We start from the raw sequence: 17,454 nt of genomic DNA on the forward strand, positions 1-17,454 counted from the left end.
AAGCTGGCGGACCATACTGTGAGCCGCCGCCCCGGGCAATTGGCGCTTGCCCCTTCGCTAATAGCTTGCGGGGGGCTCAGGGCGCAATCGCCCTGAGGATGCGGGTGGCCACCTCACGGACCGCCTGGTCGGCCTTGGCGTCATCAGCGGCGTTGCTGCTCACCAGCACGGCATCCTCGCTGTCCGGGCGCAGCACGATGAGGGCGAACCAGGCCTCGTTGCTGCCGGTGTGGGCGAGGTGCCTGGCGCTGACGCCGGCCATGCTGTTCTGCAGGCGCCAGCCGAGTGCGAACCTGCCACCCTCGCGCACCGCCTGATGCAGCAGACGATAGTTCGCGGTCTGCAGCAGTTTGCCGCGGCCCTGCTCGCCGGCCATCTGGTCGATGGCGAAGCTGGCCCAGTCGTCCATCGACATGTGGATGCCCCCTGCCGGCGCGATCACCGCCGGGTTGTCGGCCTCCCTGCCTTCGACGGGCTCACCCGCCTTGTGCCCCAGGGGCTGACCGCGACGGGTGGGGCCGAAGGCCGCGCTGCGCAGGCCCAGCGGCTCGAACACCTCGCGCTGCATCAAGGTCTCATAGGGAAGACCGCTGGCGCGTTCGGCGATCAGGCCCGCAACCAGCACCCCGTTGTTGGAATAGCCATCGGCCGTGCCGCGGGCATAGGCGGGCGGCTGTGCGAGCGCGATGCGGGCGTAGGCCAGGCGCTGCTCATGCAGGGGGCGCTTGTCTTGATGGAAGACCGCCACCCAGGATTCGTCGATATTGGCCTGCATGCCGGACTGGTGGGCCAACAGATCACGCAGCGTCACGTCGCGGTAGGCGGCCTGCATGTCGGCGGCCAGCTCGGGCAGCAGTCGGCTCAGCGGCGCGTCCCAGGACAACAGCCCCCGCTCCACCAGCCGCGCCACCATCGTGGCCGTCATCGCTTTGCCATTGGAGCCGAGGTGCCAGACATCACCGGGCTGAACCGGATCGCTCCCGCCCTTGGCGCGCAGGCCGGCCACCGCACGCTCCGTCACCTGCCCCCGACGTATCAACACCGCACCCATGGCCGGAACCTGGCTGCCCTCGACGCTGGCCTTGAGCAGGGCCTCCAGACCGAGGGCCTGGCCCGGTTGAAGGGCTGGCGCTGTGACCGCTGATGGCTCGGCCGCGGTGGCGCTGCCGCCGAGGGCGGCGCAAACCGCCAGGACCATCGCACAAATCTGTTTCGTCTTCATCATCATCTCGACCGGATCTCCAGCGTGGTGTGCCGGCAGTGTCGCCAGCGCCGAGGCCTGATGCCAGCGCCGACCGATGAACTGCACAACCACAGTCATCAGGTACAAGCACCCGATGCCCGTCGGGGCGGGCCTGAGCCCGCGTGAGGCTCAGCCCAGCCAGGCCAGCACCGTCAACCAGGCCGGCGCCATCACCACAAAGGCCAGGGTCGAGATCACGATCGCGGCGGTGGCCTGGGCCTCCTGGGCCTGGTAGCGCTGCGCGAACAGCAGCGCATTGGAGCCCACGGGCAGCGCCGCGCCGAGCACGATCACCGCCAGCGGCACGCCGCTCTCGCCCAGCAGCCAGTGGCCCACCGCCAGCACCAGCAGCGGCAGGCACAGCATCTTGCCCACGGTCAGCAGCAAGGCGATGTTCACCGCGCCCTTGATGCCGTAGTGCGCCAGCGACAGGCCGATCAACACCAGGCACATCGGCACCACCGCCGAGCCCAGCATCTGCAGTCCGGCATCCAGCAGCGGCCAGATCGGCAGGCCCAGCAGGTTCCAGATCAGGCCGGCCATCACCGGCAGTATCACCGGGTGTATCAGCGTGCTCCTGGCGGTCTGGGCCAGGGTGGTCATCAGCGCGGCGCCCTGGCCCGCATGGTGGGCGGCACGGGCAATGTCCAGCTCGACCAGCAGGGTGGCCAGGCTCATCAGGGTCAGCGCGTGCAGGCTGATGATGGCCACATGGATGCTCAGGCCGGGGTCGCCATACAGCGCCGCGACGAAGGGCAGGCCCAGCTGCACCGTGTTGCCGAAGCTGGCACTGATGGCGCGCACCGCGGGTGCCGCCGGCTCCAGCCGCGCATTGCGCTTGTTGACGGCATAGACGACCAGCATCCACACCACCGCCGGCCCGAAGAAGGCCAGCAGGGTGCCCCAGGGCATGGTGGCGAAGTCGATGCGCGCGGTGGCGCGGAACAGCAGGGCCGGCGTGAACAGGTAGAAGGCCAGGTTGGAGAGCACGCGCACTGTGTCGCCGCCGCCCAACAGGCGGGTGCGGCCGGCCGTCCAGCCCATGGCCACGACCACGAACAGCACCAGCAGCTTGATCCAGAGTTCACTCGTCATGGCGGGCGAGTATGCCGCCGCGCGCTATGCGCCCGCGCGCAGCAGCAGCAGATGCCCCTGCACATCGGCATCCAGGTTGCGCCGCAGCACGCGGGACTCGGTGCGCTCGAGCACCAGGCCCCGCTCGGCCGCCAGCCGCTGCAGATAGGGCAGCGCGTGGCGATAGCGCCGACTGGCACCCAGCTCCACCTCGCCATCCTGCGCCGCCTCGACCGAGAACAGGAAGCGCCCGCCCGGCCGCAGCACCCGCCGCACGCCGGCAAACACGGCCGACAGATCACCCAGATAGACGAACACATCGGCCGCGACGACGAGGTCGAAGCGCTCGTTGCAGGCGGCCAGCCAGGCCGTCAGCTCGGCACAGTCCAGCGTGTCGTACAGGCCGCGCTCGCCGGCTTTGACCAGCATCTTCTCGGACAGATCGATACCCACCAGCCGCGCTGCCCGCGGCCGCAGGAAGGCGCCGCACAGGCCGGTGCCGCAGCCCAGGTCGAGCACGGCCAGCGCGGCGTCTGGCTGATCAGGCAGCAGCTCGGCCAGCAATTGCGGCGTGCGGTAGTCCAGCTCCTGCACCAGCGCCTGATCGAAACCCTCGGCATAGCCGTCGAACAGTTCTCTGACGTAGGCGGCGGGGGCTTGCTCCGGCATCGCGTCCGCGCCCACGGTGGCCAGTACGAAGCGCATATGCTGGGCGCGCTGTGCGTCAGCACCCAGGCCCAGCGCCCGCTGCAGCGCCTGCACGCCCTCGTCGCGCCGCCCCAGGCGCAAGAGCACGTCCCCGCACTGCATCAGCGAGATCGCGCAACCGGGCTCCAGCGCCAGGGTCGCGTCATAGGCGGCCAGCGCCTCGCTCAGGCGGCCCAGCGCATACAGGCTGCGCGCCCGCCCGCGGGTGGCGAACAAGTCCCCGGCCTGGGCAGCAAGCACGGCATCAAAGCTGGCCAGCGCCGCGGCCGGCTGGCCCGCCGCCAGCTGGGCATTGCCCAGATTGGACCGCGCCGGCATGAAGTCCGGCCGCTGCGCGGTAACCCGCGTCAGCAACTCGACCGCCTCATCGTGCCGCCCCTGCTGACCCGCGACGATGCCCAGCAGGTGCAGTGCGTCGAGATACACCGCATCGTCGGGCGCGATCGCGCGGTAGGCGCTAGCAGCCTCGTCCAGCCGGCCCGCGCGGTGCAATGCAAAGGCCGCATCGAGGCTGGCTTCGCTCATCCCAGCACTCTATGCGTCAACGCCGGCAGCTGCGCACGCACCGCCGCCAACCGCGCCGCATCGATCTCGGCCACCACCACGCCCTCTCCTTCGGGCAGCACGGCCAGCACCTCGCCCCAGGGGTCGACAATCATGCTGTGGCCCCAGGTGCGGCGGCCGTTCTCGTGCTTGCCGCCCTGGGCCGCGGCGATCACATAGCACTGGTTCTCGACCGCGCGGGCGCGCAGCAGCAGCTCCCAATGGGCCTGGCCGGTGGTGTAGGTGAAGGCGGCCGGCACGCTGATCAGGTCGCAGGGCGCGGCGCCCGGCGCAAAACTCATCGCCCGGTACAGCTCCGGAAAGCGCAGGTCGTAGCAGACGCTCAGGCCCACACGCAGCGGCCCGGCCTGCACGGCGGTGGGCGTGTCGCCGCGCTCCAGCACGCGGCCCTCGTCATAGTCTTCGCGGCCGTTGTTGAAGCGGAACAGATGGATCTTGTCGTAGCGCGCGGCCTGGCTGCCATCGGGCGCGAACACCAGGCAGGCATTGCGCACGCGGGCCACATCGGGCGTACGCAGCGGCAAGGTGCCGGCGATCAGCCACAGCCCGTGCTCTTGTGCGGCCTGACTGAGCATCTGCTGGATCGGCGCGTGCAGATCGCCCGGCTCCTCTGCAATGCTCAGCTTGTCGGTGTCCGCCCGGCCCATCAGGCAGAAGTACTCGGGCAGGCTGACCAGCGCGGCGCCCTGGGCCGCAGCCTCGGCGATCAGCCGCCGGGCACTGTCCAGATTGCGCGCCACATCGGGCGTGGAGACCATTTGAACGGCGGCCAGCTTCATTGCCTGCTCCTGACTCAGTTATGGGGGGCGGAGGCGGCCTCGGCAGCCCCCTCGACCTTGCGCTCCACCCGGTCCACCTTGGGGTCGGCCCAGGTGCCGGTGACATGGAATTCGCGCGTGCCGGCCGCCATCATCGGTTTTCTCAGCAGCAGCTGGGCGAACAGCGTGCCCAGGCCGATGGCCGGATTGATGGCCGCATAGGCCAGCGACGCGGTGGTGGCGCTGATCTCGGGCACGACGATGATGCGCAGGTCCTGGATCTCTCGGGCCAGATCGGTCTGACCCTCGGTCAGCACCACGGCCGAGACGCCGCGCATGCGCAGATTGTTGGTGCTGGCCAGGCCCTGATTGATCTTCACGTTGCCGCTGAAGCTGTCGAAGGCAAAGCCCTCCTGGAACAGATCGCGGAAGTCCAGGGTGAAGCGCCGCGGCAGCGACTGCAGGCTCAGCACGCCCAGCAGCCGGCCGACGCCGGGGTCGGCCTTCAGGAACTGGCCGGCGTCCAGCGCCACCGCGACCTGGCCGGTCATGCTCGGGTAGTCGGGGCTCAAGGGTGAGCCCAGCCAGCCGACCTGGCCCGACATCTCGCCCTTGCCGCCGCGCACCACCCGGCCCAGGCCCAGGCGCTCGAGCAGATTGCCGGCATCGGCGATCTTCATCTTGAAGTCCATTAGCGCGCGGCGCCGCGGCTGGCCGGGCTCGGCCGCCCAATTGCCAGTGGCCGTGAGCGTGGCATCGGGCTGGGCCAGCTGCAGGCGGCTCAGCCGCCACTCGCGCGCCGCGCCGCTGTGCTGGGCCTCGACCTCCAGCTTGCCCAGCTTCAGTCCGCGCAGCTCGAAGTCGTCGATGACGATGTCCAGGGCCGGCACGCTGCTGGGCTGGCTGTCGAGCAGGCTCTCCACCGATTCGGCATCCGACTTGGGCAGGGCCAGCCGCGCCAGCCGCGCATAGACCCGGCCGGCGCCGCTGCGCGCGTCGCGGTACTCGATATAGCCGCCGAGCTGCTCGGCCTCGACATTGACCCGCCACAGGCCCTGGTCGGCGGCCGTGGTGGCCGAGCCGCGGTTGACGGTCGCCGCCAGCCTGTTCAGCTTGCGGCCGCTGAACTGCAGCTCCTGGGCCTTCAAGGTGAGCGCGCTCGGTGCGTAGCCGGCATCCAGCACCTCGGCTGTGCCGCTGCCGTTGCCCAGCACCCGCGCCGCCAGCGCCTGCCAGGCATCGACATTGACCGTGCCCAGATTGGCGCGCCCGTGCACGCCCGAGGGCGGCAGGCTCGGCAGACTGTCCTGCACGGCGATGACGCCGCGCAGCACCCGCGGCTGGGCGGCGCTCAGATCGCGCTGGTACTGCAGCTGCAGCAGATTGCCCAGCTCGAAGCGCAGCGTGTCGCGCGGCGCGCTGCCGGCGGCGCGAAACTCCGGTGCCAGCTGGGTCTGCAGGCGCAGCGGCAGCAGACTCTCGGCCTCCTTGCGCAGCGGCGCGGGCAGGTCCAGCGCCAGCCCTTGCAGATTGCTGGTCAGCTGCAGCTCGGTCAGGCCACGCACCACGCCCAGCTCCAGCCGGTAATTGGTCTGGCCGTTGAAAGACTGCGCCAGGCGCGAGAGAGCCCCTAGCTCGGCACTGCGCTTCAGCGCCTCGGCCGTGGCCAGGCCCTGGGCTGTGAAGCGCAGATGGCCATCGACCTGGCTGCCACCTTCGATAGACAGGTCCCCCCCCAAGGCCCGCGCGGTGACGCCCTGCAGGCTCACGCCCTTGTGACTGAAGTTGATGCGGCCCCGGGCATTGGCCAGCGCCGGCACATCGGGGCGCAGGCGCAGCTCGTTGCCGGCCAGGCTGATGCTGCCCTTGACCGTGGACTTGGCCGCATCGCTGAGCGGAATCTGCACGCCCAGGCTCAGATCTGCCATGCCGGTGCCTACCGCCGGGGTCAGGCCTTGCCCGGTCCATTCGGCCACCGGCGAGCTGCGCACAAAGCGCAGAAACTCGTTCAGCGGCCCGCGGCCCGTGCCGTCCAGCACCAGTACCGCGTTATGGCTCAGATCGCTGATACCGCCCTTCACGCCCGACAGCTCGACACCAAAGATGCGTGCCCGGCCGTTGCGTATCTCCATGCTGCTGCGGTCGAACACCAGGTCGGCATTCAACTTTTCCATCGCCGGCCAGGGCGATTCGAAGGCCGGGCGCCCGTCGCTCGCGCCGTGGCTGGGCACATAGGCGAACTGCAGGTCCCGGGCCTTGGCGGTGATGTGAAACTGGCCCTGGCGGCCGGCGTCGAACGGAAAGTCCCACAGATCGCCGCGCACCTTGAAGGTGGCGTCCTGGGCACTGCCGGACTGGATCGCGTCGCGCACCCAGTGGCGGGTGTCGGCCGGAATTTGCAGGGGCAGGTAGCGGGCGGTGGCGGCAGCGCGGCCCTCGTCCAGGCGCCCGCTCATGTCCAGCAAGCCCGGAAAGCGGCCCCCGCGCCCGGTGCCCGTGCCGGGGCCGGTGGTCCAGGTGGCGGTCAGGTCGCCATGCGCGTCGGCATTGGCGAAATTCACGTCGCTGAGCTTGAGCTCGATCTTCGGCGCCTGGCCGGCGGGCTGGGGGTCGATGCGCCAGTTCAGCTGGGCGCTGAACTTGTCGAGCTCGACCAACGGGTCCTCGAACACGCCGGGCAGCTCCAGCGCGCCGTTGTCGATCAGCAGCCTGCCCTCGCCGCCGCGCTCGGTGGCGCTGAGCTGCAGCTGCGCATTGCGCAGGCCCGGGCGGCCGGCGACCTTGGCGTCGCCTGTCTGGTGCGACGCAAAGCTCAGGCCGTTCAGCACGGTCTTGACCTTGTAGCTCACGGGCTGGTCCAGCGGCCCCTCCCACTGCGCCGACACCTCGCTGGCCATGCCCTTGGCCTGCAGCTCGACCAGCAGCCGCCGCAGCGCCTCGCCCATCGGCAGCCGCGAGCCGATCTGGGCCATCACCGCAAGGTCCAGCTGCTGTGCGCTGAACTCACCACCGCTGACGGCGGCCAGGCTGCCGTCCTTGGCGCGCGTCTGCCTGACCTTGATGCCGAGGTCGGCCCGCTGCCAGACCAGGCCATCGCCGGTAACAAAACCCAGCTGGGTGGCCGTCACGCTCAAACCCTTGCTGTCACGTTGCAGGGCCAGGCGCCCCTGGATCTGCTCCAGATCGATCGCATCGGCCTTGGGAGCCAGCCGCATCTGCACCGAGCGCAGGGCCAGATCAACGGTGGCGCCGGCGACCTCGCCGTCCTTGACGTCGATCCAGGCGCGCAGCGCGCCATCACCCTCGCTGAGCTCGAACGGCAGCTGTACGTGGCGCTTGAGTTCGCGCACATCGGCGCGCGGCAGGTCGGCATGCAGTTGGCCGCTCCAGTGGCGCAGCTCGCCGGGCCGCTTCAGCAGCGACTGGGTGAAGCGGCCGCGCAGGCTCAGGCGTTCACCCCATTGCGGCGGCGGCGTGGCGTCCAGCCGCAGCTGATGGCTGCGCAGGCCGTTGCGTATCACCAGGTTCACATCGCTGAGCTTCAGTGGCGGAGCGTCGCGCCCCTCGTCCAGCCAGCGCAGGGTGCCGCGCAGCACGACGAACTCATGCTGGCTGAAGAACCAGTCGGCCAGCTCGGCGCCGTCGGTCGAGGCCCGATCGGTATCGTCAAGGCTCAGGCCGGCGACGAAGATCTTGCCCTGCTTGTCGCGCCGCACCTCCAGCTGCGGGCCGTCGATCAGCAACTGCTCGAAGCGCAGTTCGAAGGCCAGCAGCGAGCGCGCCGACAGCGCGGCCGACACCATGGGCAGGCGCAGCACCTCGCGGCTGTGCGCGTCGGAGAAGCGCAGATCGCGCATTTCGATGGCCGGCACCCAGCCGCCGGAGCGCACCTGGATGCTGCCAATGCTCAGCTTTAGCCCTAGTGCTGCCGAGGCCTGAGTCTCGATGCGCCCGCGCCAGTCATCGATGTGCGGCAAAATTGCCCAGTGCAGCACCAACCAGGCCACCAGCACCAGGCCCCATGCCAATAACATCAGGCCCACCGCCCAACGGGCCAGGGCGCGCAACAGGCGGCCTGGGCGACGGGTGGCAGCGAGAGCGGACGTGAACAAAGACATGAATTCGGGGGCACCAGCAGTGGTACGAACAACAACAGCGCCGACGCGTGGACGGACCGGCCCTGAGCCCGTTCCCTCTTCGACCCCCGGCAGCGGGCGCGATCAATCTAGCACAGCGCTGTTGTCCTCATGACTTCACCCGACACGCTTCCCCTCGCATCGGCATCGCCAGCCGCCCTGGCCGAGCACAGCCGCTTCGTGCAGCGGGTGCGTCGCCGCTACGAAGCCGAACTCGCCCTGCTGCCTCCTGGCCTGCCCGATCGGGCCGCCATCGAGGCCCTGGTCGCCACCTTGCAGGCCGCCGGCCGGCCGCTGGCCGCCGCCCTGCGCGTGGCCCGGCATCTGGTGCTGGAGCGGCTGGCGGTGCTGGACATCGAGGCCGGCGCGGCGATGGAAGACATCACGCTGGTGATGACGACCCTGGCCGAGGTCAGCCTGTGCCTGGCCCTGGCCGACGCCCGGGCTACCCAGGACGCCGTCAATGGCGTGCCGCGCGACGCCCAGGGCCGCGAGATCGAGTTCTGGGTCATAGGCATGGGCAAGCTGGGCGCGCGCGAACTCAATGTCTCGTCCGACATCGACCTGATCTATGTCTATGAAGACAGCGGCCAGACCGATGGCGCCAAATCGATCAGCGCGCACGAGTATTTCTCGCAGGTCGCCAAGCGGCTGTACACCTTGATCGGCGATGTTACCGACGACGGCAATGTGTTCCGCGTCGATCTGGCGTTGCGACCCAATGGCAACTCGGGCCCGGCCGTGGTCAGCCTGGCGATGCTGGAAGAGTATTTCCTGGTCCAGGGCCGCGAATGGGAGCGTTTTGCCTGGCTGAAGAGCCGGGTGGTGGCGCCGCTCGCGAGCGTGACCAACGGTAGAGCCCTGGCCCTGCGCGATCTGGTCACCCCCTTCGTCTACCGCCGCTATCTGGACTACGGCGTGTTCGAGGGTCTGCGGCAATTGCATCGCAAGATACGTGACGAGGCGCAGAAGCGCGCCGCCGGCCGGCCCGAGCGGGCCAATGACGTGAAGCTGTCCCGCGGCGGCATACGCGAGATCGAGTTCACCGTGCAGCTGCTGCAGGTGGTGCGCGGCGGCCAATTCCCCGAGATCCGCACCCGATCCACCGTGAAAGCGCTGCACCGGCTGGCCGCGCGGGGGCTGATGAAGGTCAGCGCCGCCGAAAAGCTGGCCGAGGCCTATGTGTTCCTGCGCCGGGTCGAGCACCGCATACAGTTTCTCGATGACCAGCAGACCCATCTGCTGCCCACCGGCGATGGTGATCTCAACTGGATCGCTGCCAGTCTGGGCATGACCTGCCGTGCCGACGCTTGCCAATTGCTGGACCGGCTGTGCGAGATCCGCGAGATTGTCGCGATGGAGTTCGACGCGCTGCTGCACGACGGCAATGCCCCGCCGGCCAGCAAGGCCGGTGGCTGCAAGGGCTGTGGCGGCCCGCCGCCGACCCTGGATTCCGAAGACCTGCTGGAACGCCTGCCGCTGGACCTGGCCACGCCGGTGCGGCGCCTGGCGCTGACACCCAAGGTGCAGGGTCTGCGCGAGGAGTCAAAGCTGCGCCTGGGCAAGCTGGTGGCCCGTGCCGCGCAGGCGGTCGAGCAGGGCCAGTGCAGCATGGTCGCGGCGGTGCGCTTCGTCGATTGGATAGAGCCGCTGCTGCGCCGCGAGACCTATCTGGCCCTGCTGGTCGAGCGCCCCGCGGTGCAGACCCGGCTGCTACGGCTGCTGGGCCTGGCCCGCTGGCCGATGCGCTATCTGATGCTGCACCCCGGCGTGATCGACGAGCTGGCCGACGAGCGCGTGATGCACGAGCGCTTCGACGGCACAGCCTTCGTCGCCGACCTCGAAGCCCGCCACAAGGCCTGGCAGCGCGCGGGCGAGGCCGACGAAGGCGCGCTGCTGGACTCGCTGCGCCGCGCCCACCATGCCGAGGTGTTCCGCATCCTGGTGCGCGATGTCGAGGACCACATCAGCGTCGAGCAGGTGGCCGATGAGCTGTCGGCGCTGGCCGATGCGGTGTTGCAATGCACGATCACCTGGGCCTGGGACCGGCTCAAGCAACGCCACCGCGAGGTGCCGAGCTTTGCCGTCATTGCCTACGGCAAGCTCGGCGGCAAGGAGCTGGGCTACGGCGGTGACCTGGACGTGGTGTTTTTGTACGACGACGAGGACGAGCGCGCCTCCGAGGTCTATGGCGCCTTTGTGCGCAAGCTGATCACCTGGCTGACCCTGCGCACCGCCGCCGGCGAGCTGTTCGACATCGACACCGCGCTGCGGCCCAATGGCAACTCGGGCCTGTTGGTGACCTCGCTGCAGTCATTTGCCAACTACCAGCAGGGCCGCGGCAGCAATGTGGCCTGGACCTGGGAGCACCAGGCGGTGACCCGTGCGCGCTTCAGCGCCGGCAGCCCCGAGCTGGCGGCCGGCTTCGAGGCCGTGCGCCGCGCGGTGATGACGGCACCCCGCGATGCCGCCGCGCTGAAGGCCGAGGTCAAGGCAATGCGTGAGAAGGTGCGCGGCGCGCACCGGATCGCCGCCGAGCTGTTCGACGTCAAGCACAGCCCCGGCGGCATGATGGACGCCGAGTTCGCCGTCCAGGTGCTGGTGCTGCTGCATGGCGCAGCACACCCGGCGTTGTTGGACAACGCCGGCAATATCGCCCTGCTGCAGCGGGCCGAAGCCGCCGGCCTGCTGCCGGCGGGTGTCGGCGTGGCCGCGGCCGATGCCTACCGCGAGCTGCGCCGCGCCCAGCACCGGGCCCGCCTGGACGAGCAGCCGACCTCGGTGCCACCGGAGCGCATGGCCGCACAGCGTGATGCCGTGCTGGCGCTGTGGCGCGCCGTGTTCGATTGAAGTTCAGCGCCTGGACGGCGCTGTGCCTGCTGCTGGCCTGGGGCGCGGCGCTGGTGTTCGCCCTGCCCACAGCGGCGCTGGACTGGCAGCCCGGCCTGACCCATCAGGCCTGGCGCTGGTGGACCGCCGCCTGGGTGCATTGGAGCGCCCAGCACCTGATGGCCAATCTGGCCGGCACGCTGGTGCTGGCCGCGCTGGGCTGGGCCGCCCGGCTGCCCAGGCGCGCCGCGCTGGCCTGGGCGCTGGCCTGGCCACTGACGCAGCTGGGCCTGCTGACAAAGCCCGAACTGCTGCACTTCGGCGGCCTGTCCGGCGTGCTGCATGCCGGCGTGGCGGTGGCTGTGATCTCGCTGGCCTTCGCCTCGCGCCGCAGCGAACGGCTCTGGAGTCTTGTTATCGGCCTGGGCCTGCTGATCAAGATCGCGCTGGAGCAGCCGCTGGGCCCCGCCCTGCGCCAGGTGCCCGGCTGGGACATCGCGATCACGCCGCTGGCCCATGCCACCGGCGCGCTGGCCGGGGCGTTGTGCGCCCTCCTGGTGCATTTCGTTGCCCACCGCAGGGGCAGATACTGATTTGAGCGGGCATCATGCTCGGCCCCGTGCCGCACGCTGCTATGCCTAGAAAAACTCATCTCGACACCCTCGCCCTGATCACCCTGCTCGCCTGCTGCGCGCTGTGGGGTCTGAATCAGGTCGCCAGCAAGATCGCCCTGGCCGAGGTGCCGCCGCTGTGGCAGGCAGGCCTGCGCTCGCTGTGCGCGGCCGTGCTGCTGCTGGGCTGGTGCGGGTGGCGCGGCATCAAGCTGTTCGAGCGCGACGGCTCGCTGGGCGGCGGCCTGCTGGCGGGTAGCCTGTTCGGCCTGGAGTTCGCCTGCATTTTTGCCGGCCTGCAGTTCACCACAGCCTCGCGCATGATTGTGTTCATTTACCTGGCGCCCTTTGTCGTGGCGCTGGGCATGCCCTTCATCTCCAAGGCGGAGCGGCTGCAGCCACGGCAGACGGTGGGCCTGCTGCTGGCCTTCGGCGCCGTCGCCTGGGCCTTTGCCGAGGGCTTCGGCCAGAGCGACGCGCCGCCGCGGCAGTGGCTGGGCGACACGCTGGGCGTGCTGGCCGCGCTGTTCTGGGGCGGCACGACCCTGGCGATCCGGGCGACGAAGCTGTCCGGCCTGTCCGGCGAGAAGACGCTGTTCTATCAGCTGTGCGTGTCCGGGGTGGCGCTGAGTCTGGGTGCGCTGCTGCTGGGCGAGCCGTTCCCGACCAGCCTGTCGCCGCGCATCTCGGCCATGATGGCCTTCCAGATTGTCGTCATCACCTTTGCCAGCTATCTGCTGTGGTTCCGGCTGATGCGGCAGTACCCGGCGACGATACTGGCCTCGTTCACCCTGCTGACACCGCTGTTCGGCCTGCTGGCCGGTGCCCTGTTGCTGGGCGAACCTGTAACCCTGCGCCTGGTCGTCGCCCTGGTTGGGGTGGCCGCGGGCATCGTGCTGGTGAACCGGCGCTGATTGTCACGTTGGCTACAGGCCTGGCCCGGGCGCGGGTCTAGACTGTTGGCCACCTCCAACCTCGACAGGACCACCACCATGATCACCTTGTGCGGATTCAGCGCCTCCAACTACTACAACAAGGTCAAGATGGTCTTGCTGGAAAAAGGCATTCCGTTCGAGGAAGAGATGGTCAAGACCGGCAGCACCGACGAGGCCGTGCTGAACTGCACGCCGCTGGCCAAGGTGCCCTTCATCCGTACCGAACAGGGCGCCATGTGCGAGAGCCAGGCGATCGCCGACTATCTGGAGCTGGCCTATCCGCAGCCGGCCCTGCTGCCCGCCGACCCCTGGGCCGCCGGCAAGGTGCGCGAGCTGGTCGTCTATGTCGACTGGCACCTGGAAATGGTCGCCCGCCAGCTCTATTACGCAGCCTACTTCGGCGGCACCATCAGCGACGAGGCCAAGGAGAAGGTGCGCCAGCAACTGGTCAAGAACATCGCCGCCTTCAAGCGCCTGGCCAAGTTCTCACCCTATCTCGCCGGCGACACCTTCACGCAAGCCGACGTGGCCGCCTGGGTCAGCCTGCCGCTGATCTCGATGTCCACCAAGGCGATGTACGGTGAAGACCTGCTGACCGCCGGCGGCATCGACTGGAAGCCCTACGCGAAGATGATCGGCGAACGCGCCAGCGCGCAGAAGATCACCGCCGACCGCAAGGCGGATCAGGAGAAGGCGGCGGCCAAGACCTGAGCGTCTTGTTATCCGCCGCTGAGCGCGAGCACGACGGCCACAAAGTCATCCGGCTTCAGGGCATGCTGCATGTCCCGCACACCGAGGCCGTTGACGAAGATGCGCATATTCGGTCGCAGCTGGCCCTGCTCGTCGACGACGCGAAAGCGCAGCCCTGGATAGCGCCGGTCGAGGTCGGCGAACAGCTGGTCCAGCGTGTCGCCCTCCGCATCGACGTGCGACTCGCCGGTGTACGAGCGCAGCGCACCCGGGATCAAGACCTTCATGCGAGCTCGGCCACTTCCACCGCGTAGATCTCCGGCAGGTGCCGTGCGATGTTCGTCCAGCTCGCGCCCTCGTCGCGTCCTATCCACAGCTCGCCGCTGGTGGTGCCCAGATAGAGTGCCGGTTTCGCCTGCGCATCCACCGTCATCGCCTGGCGCTTCACTGTCCACCAGGCCTGGCTTTCGGGCAGGCCCTGGTCCAGCCGCTGCCAGGTCTTGCCGGCATTGCGTGTGACGTACGCCGCCGGCTGCCCGGCCGGACTGGTGCGCGGCCAGACATCGGTGCCATCCATCGGGAAGACCCAGGCCGTGTCGGGATCGCGCGGGTGCACGACCATCGGAAAGCCGACGTCGCCTACGCGCTTGGGCATCTTGCGGCCTATGCGCTGCCATACATCGCCCGCTGGACGCCCCGTCCGGTCCATGCGGTAGATGCCGCAGTGGTTCTGCTGGTACAGCCGGTCGGGCATGCCCGGGCACAGCCGCACGCAATGCGGATCGTGGAAGGTGACGGTGGCCGCATCGAAGCCCTCGACCACCTCCATGCCCTGGATCAACGTGGTCCAGCTCTGTCCGCCGTCGCGCGATTCATGGACGCCGCCGCCGGACATGCCGAAGTAGAGGTGCTTGGGGTCCCGCGGGTCGACGATCACCGAGTGCAGCTTGGGTCCGTCCGGCGTGCCGTCCTGCGCCGAGCCCATCCATTCGCGGAACTTTGGATCGTCGTTGACGGACGGCAGCGGCGCCCAGCTGACGCCGGCATCAATCGAGCGGAACAGGCCCTGCGGCGAGGTGCCGGCATACCAGCTGCCTGGCTCGCTGGCGTGGCCGGGCGTCAGCCAGAAGGTGTGATCGACCGAGCGGCCGGGCAGACCGTTGCTCGCCGGGGTAAAGGCTGGTGGCTGCTGCGCCTCCTTCCAGCTCCGGCCCAGATTGGTCGAGCGAAAAACCGTCGGGCCCAGGTGGCCGGTTTTGGCCGCCGCCAGCAGCGTGCGGCCGTCACGCGGGTCCAGCATCACATGGCTGATGGTGTGGCCCAGGAAGTGCGGCCCATTGACCGTCCAGGTCTTGCGCTGACCATCGCTGTGGAAAAGCCAGGCCCCCTTGCGTGTCGCCACGAGGACGACGAGGCGTGTGGACGACGCGGAAGACTTGCCGCGCGCGGCGGCTTTCTTGGCAGACGGAGAGGAGGGGGCGGATGTTCGACTCATGGCGGCTCCTGGGCAAGGGAAAACGAAGGGGCTTCCTACTCACTGCACGACGAACGAGTGGAGCCGAATTCGACAAGCTGCGTGAGGGAATTTTCACCCAACCGTCGTCCAGACCCTGCAGTTCGTCCGGCGCTTGTGCAGTTCATCGCAGCGGGTTTGGGGGGGCTGAACCCCGGTGATATGGTGTGCTACATCGCTAACACACCAGGTCAGACATCATGCAGACATGGACCTCTCAAGCTCCGATTTACCAGCAGCTCGCCGACCGCCTGGCCGACCGCCTGCTGGACGGCGAACCTGATGAGGGCGAGGCCATGCCCTCGGTGCGCACGCTCGCCAGCGACTATGTGCTCAACCCTTTGACCGTCAGCCGCGCGCTGCAGACCCTGGTCGACGAGGGGGTGCTGGAGACGCGGCGCGGCGTCGGCATGTATGTGCAGCCCGGCGCCCGTTTGCGGTTGCGCCTGGCCGAGCGTGAGAAGTTTCTGAAGGAAGAATGGCCGGCGATCGTGGAGAAGCTGCGCCGGCTGGGCATCAAGGCCCACGAACTGAACTGGGAGATCTGATATGAGCGCAGCATTGATTGAAGCAGGCAACCTGACCGTGCGCTATGGCAGCAAGGCCGCCGTGGACGGCGTCAGCTTTCAGGTGCCCAAAGGCCGCGTGGTTGGCCTGCTGGGCCATAACGGCGCCGGCAAGACCTCGCTGATGAAGGCGCTGGTGGGCCTGAGCAGCTTCGACGGCAATTTGAGCGTGCTGGGCCTGAACCCGCTGCGCGACCGCGAGAAACTGCTGGAGCAGCTCAGCTACATCCCCGACGTGGCCATCCTGCCCCGTTGGGCTCGCGTCGATCAGCTGATCACACTGATGAGCGGCATGCACCCGCGTTTCTCGGCCGACCGCGCCCGCACCTTGCTCAAGCGCACCAGCGTCGGGCCGCGCGACAAGATCAAGACCCTGTCCAAGGGCATGGTGGTGCAGCTGCACCTGGCGCTGATGGCGGCCATCGACGCCAAGGTGATGATTCTCGATGAGCCGACGCTGGGCCTGGACATCCTGTCGCGCAAGTCCTTCTACGAGATGCTGATTGACGAATGGTGCGACGGCGAGCGCAGCGTGCTGATCTCCACCCACCAGGTCGAGGAGATCGAAACCCTGCTGTCCGACGTGATCATGCTCAACGAGGGCAAGCTGGTGCTGAGCATCAGCCTCGAAGACATGGATACCCGTTTCGTCGGCCTCAGCCACGACCCGGCCCAGGCCGAGCAGATCGCCAGCGCCCATCCGCTGCTGCGCTACCGCCAGGCCGGCCAGTCGGCCGCGCTGTTCGACGGCGCGCCGCCCGAGCACATCACGGCCCTGGGCCAGCGTTTCCGCCCCAGCCTGGTGGACCTGTTTGTGGCGCTGACCCGCGCCCCCGAACGCAGCCGCCAACAAGCCTGAGCGACCAAGGAGAAATCACGATGACCCAATTCAAGACCCTGCTGCAGCGCGAGTGGATGCAACACCACCGCGGCTGGCTGCTGATGATGCTGGTGCCGCCGGTGCTGCTGCTGCTGGCCGTGCTGTTCGGCCAGATCGAGGGCCTGCACGAGGGCGACGGTGCCGAGTTCGCCTCCAGCCCGCTGGTGCTGATGATGATCAGCACCGGAGCGGTCACCGCCCTGGTGTTGTTCATCACCTGGGCGGCGGTGGGCCTGCAGGCCCCGGGCCAGGCCCGGCGCGACCAGCAGGACCGCTCGATCGAGTTCTGGCTGTCGATGCCGGTCAGCAACAGCGCCAGCATTGGTGCCACGGTGCTGATGCAGTTCTTCCTGGTGCCATTGCTGGCGGTCGCCCTGGGATGGGCCTGCTCGCAGGTCATCGGCCTGGTGGCGATCGCCCGCTTCGTCGGTCCGGGTGCCTGGTTCAGCCTGCCCTGGGGCGCCCTGCTGAATGCCGACCTGGCCCTGCTGCTGCGCCTGACCCTGGGCGTGGTGCTGGCGATGCTGTGGTTCATGCCGCTGCTGCTGCTGAGCATGGTGGCCTCGGCCTGGCTCAAGCGCTGGGGTGTACCGGTGATGATCGCGGCCATCGGCGCGGGCGGCCTGGTGCTGGACAAGCTCTACGGCATCACCTGGGTGTTCGACGTCATCAAGGCCCTGACCTCCTATGGCTCGCAGGCGCTGCTGCACGTCGGCCGTGGCGGCGGTGATGATGTCCAGATAAAGAGCCCGGACGACATCCTGCCGGTGCTCGACCAACTGCCCAGCTTCCTCGCCCACGACGGACTGGCCGCGCTGCGCGACTGCGCCCAGCCGCTGTTCCTTGGCGCGCTGCTGTTCAGTGCCGGCTGCTTTGCACTGCTGGTGCTGCGCCGGCGCAGAGGCGCCTGAGGCTTCGACCAGTGAAAAGGCCCGCAGATCGCGGGC

At 68.8% G+C, this 17,454-nt stretch carries 14 protein-coding genes; 7 read left to right on the plus strand and 7 right to left on the minus strand.

The window, feature by feature from the left end; genetic code table 11:
* Positions 1-76 precede the first annotated feature (76 nt).
* The 5 genes from DES47_RS08715 to DES47_RS08735 all read right to left on the minus strand — a co-directional run bounded on the left by DES47_RS08715 (position 77) and on the right by DES47_RS08735 (position 8,465).
* A complete protein-coding gene (locus DES47_RS08715) occupies positions 77-1,222 on the minus strand; it encodes a serine hydrolase domain-containing protein (RefSeq protein ID WP_208114940.1) in 1,146 nt (381 codons plus the stop codon).
* Positions 1,223-1,372: 150 nt separating this feature from the next.
* Complete coding sequence (locus DES47_RS08720; protein WP_133700285.1) at positions 1,373-2,338, minus strand: AEC family transporter; 966 nt, start codon at positions 2,336-2,338, stop codon at positions 1,373-1,375.
* A 24-nt stretch (positions 2,339-2,362) separates the two neighbouring features.
* The gene (locus DES47_RS08725) at positions 2,363-3,550 is read right to left on the minus strand and encodes a methyltransferase (protein ID WP_133700286.1); all 1,188 of its coding nucleotides are present in this window, start codon (positions 3,548-3,550) and stop codon (positions 2,363-2,365) included.
* Positions 3,547-4,368: a carbon-nitrogen hydrolase family protein gene (locus DES47_RS08730; protein ID WP_133700287.1), complete on the minus strand. Its 822-nt coding sequence runs from the start codon at positions 4,366-4,368 to the stop codon at positions 3,547-3,549. The genes DES47_RS08725 and DES47_RS08730 overlap by 4 nt, the downstream gene beginning before the upstream one ends.
* 14 nt (positions 4,369-4,382) lie before the next feature.
* Positions 4,383-8,465, minus strand: coding sequence for a YhdP family protein (locus DES47_RS08735; protein ID WP_133700288.1), 4,083 nt, complete (start codon positions 8,463-8,465; stop codon positions 4,383-4,385).
* A 129-nt stretch (positions 8,466-8,594) separates the two neighbouring features.
* Between DES47_RS08735 and glnE the strand changes: the two genes are divergently transcribed.
* The 4 genes from glnE to DES47_RS08755 all read left to right on the plus strand — a co-directional run bounded on the left by glnE (position 8,595) and on the right by DES47_RS08755 (position 13,569).
* Entirely contained in the window at positions 8,595-11,333 is a 2,739-nt protein-coding gene (glnE, locus tag DES47_RS08740) for a bifunctional [glutamate--ammonia ligase]-adenylyl-L-tyrosine phosphorylase/[glutamate--ammonia-ligase] adenylyltransferase (RefSeq protein WP_133700289.1), read from the plus strand.
* Positions 11,330-11,905 carry a rhombosortase gene (rrtA, locus tag DES47_RS08745; RefSeq protein ID WP_166651916.1) on the plus strand — a complete coding sequence of 192 codons (576 nt, stop codon included), beginning with the start codon at positions 11,330-11,332 and terminating at the stop codon, positions 11,903-11,905. The genes glnE and rrtA overlap by 4 nt, the downstream gene beginning before the upstream one ends.
* Before the next feature lie 41 nt (positions 11,906-11,946).
* Positions 11,947-12,837 carry a DMT family transporter gene (locus tag DES47_RS08750; RefSeq protein ID WP_133700291.1) on the plus strand — a complete coding sequence of 297 codons (891 nt, stop codon included), beginning with the start codon at positions 11,947-11,949 and terminating at the stop codon, positions 12,835-12,837.
* Positions 12,838-12,915: 78 nt separating this feature from the next.
* Positions 12,916-13,569, plus strand: a complete 654-nt coding sequence (locus DES47_RS08755) for a glutathione S-transferase family protein (protein ID WP_133700292.1) — start codon at positions 12,916-12,918, stop codon at positions 13,567-13,569.
* Positions 13,570-13,577: 8 nt separating this feature from the next.
* On the opposite strand, the gene DES47_RS08760 is transcribed toward DES47_RS08755, so the two are convergent.
* A complete protein-coding gene (locus DES47_RS08760; RefSeq protein ID WP_133700293.1) occupies positions 13,578-13,835 on the minus strand; it encodes a MoaD/ThiS family protein in 258 nt (85 codons plus the stop codon).
* A complete protein-coding gene (locus tag DES47_RS08765) occupies positions 13,832-15,043 on the minus strand; it encodes a sialidase family protein (RefSeq protein ID WP_243748223.1) in 1,212 nt (403 codons plus the stop codon). The genes DES47_RS08760 and DES47_RS08765 overlap by 4 nt, the downstream gene beginning before the upstream one ends.
* Positions 15,044-15,261: 218 nt before the next feature.
* On the opposite strand from DES47_RS08765, the gene DES47_RS08770 reads away from it, so the two are divergent.
* From DES47_RS08770 to DES47_RS08780, 3 genes are read left to right on the plus strand one after another with little or no spacing between them, the layout of a single operon-like run.
* Positions 15,262-15,609 carry a GntR family transcriptional regulator gene (locus DES47_RS08770; RefSeq protein WP_133700294.1) on the plus strand — a complete coding sequence of 116 codons (348 nt, stop codon included), beginning with the start codon at positions 15,262-15,264 and terminating at the stop codon, positions 15,607-15,609.
* A gap of 1 nt (position 15,610) precedes the next feature.
* On the plus strand, positions 15,611-16,486 hold the full coding sequence (locus DES47_RS08775; RefSeq protein WP_133700295.1) for an ABC transporter ATP-binding protein: 876 nt from the start codon (positions 15,611-15,613) through the stop codon (positions 16,484-16,486).
* A gap of 20 nt (positions 16,487-16,506) precedes the next feature.
* A complete protein-coding gene (locus tag DES47_RS08780; RefSeq protein WP_133700296.1) occupies positions 16,507-17,418 on the plus strand; it encodes a hypothetical protein in 912 nt (303 codons plus the stop codon).
* Positions 17,419-17,454 lie beyond the last annotated feature (36 nt).

This window comes from Roseateles toxinivorans (assembly GCF_004362525.1).
Classification (GTDB): Bacteria; Pseudomonadota; Gammaproteobacteria; order Burkholderiales; family Burkholderiaceae_C; genus Paucibacter; species Paucibacter toxinivorans.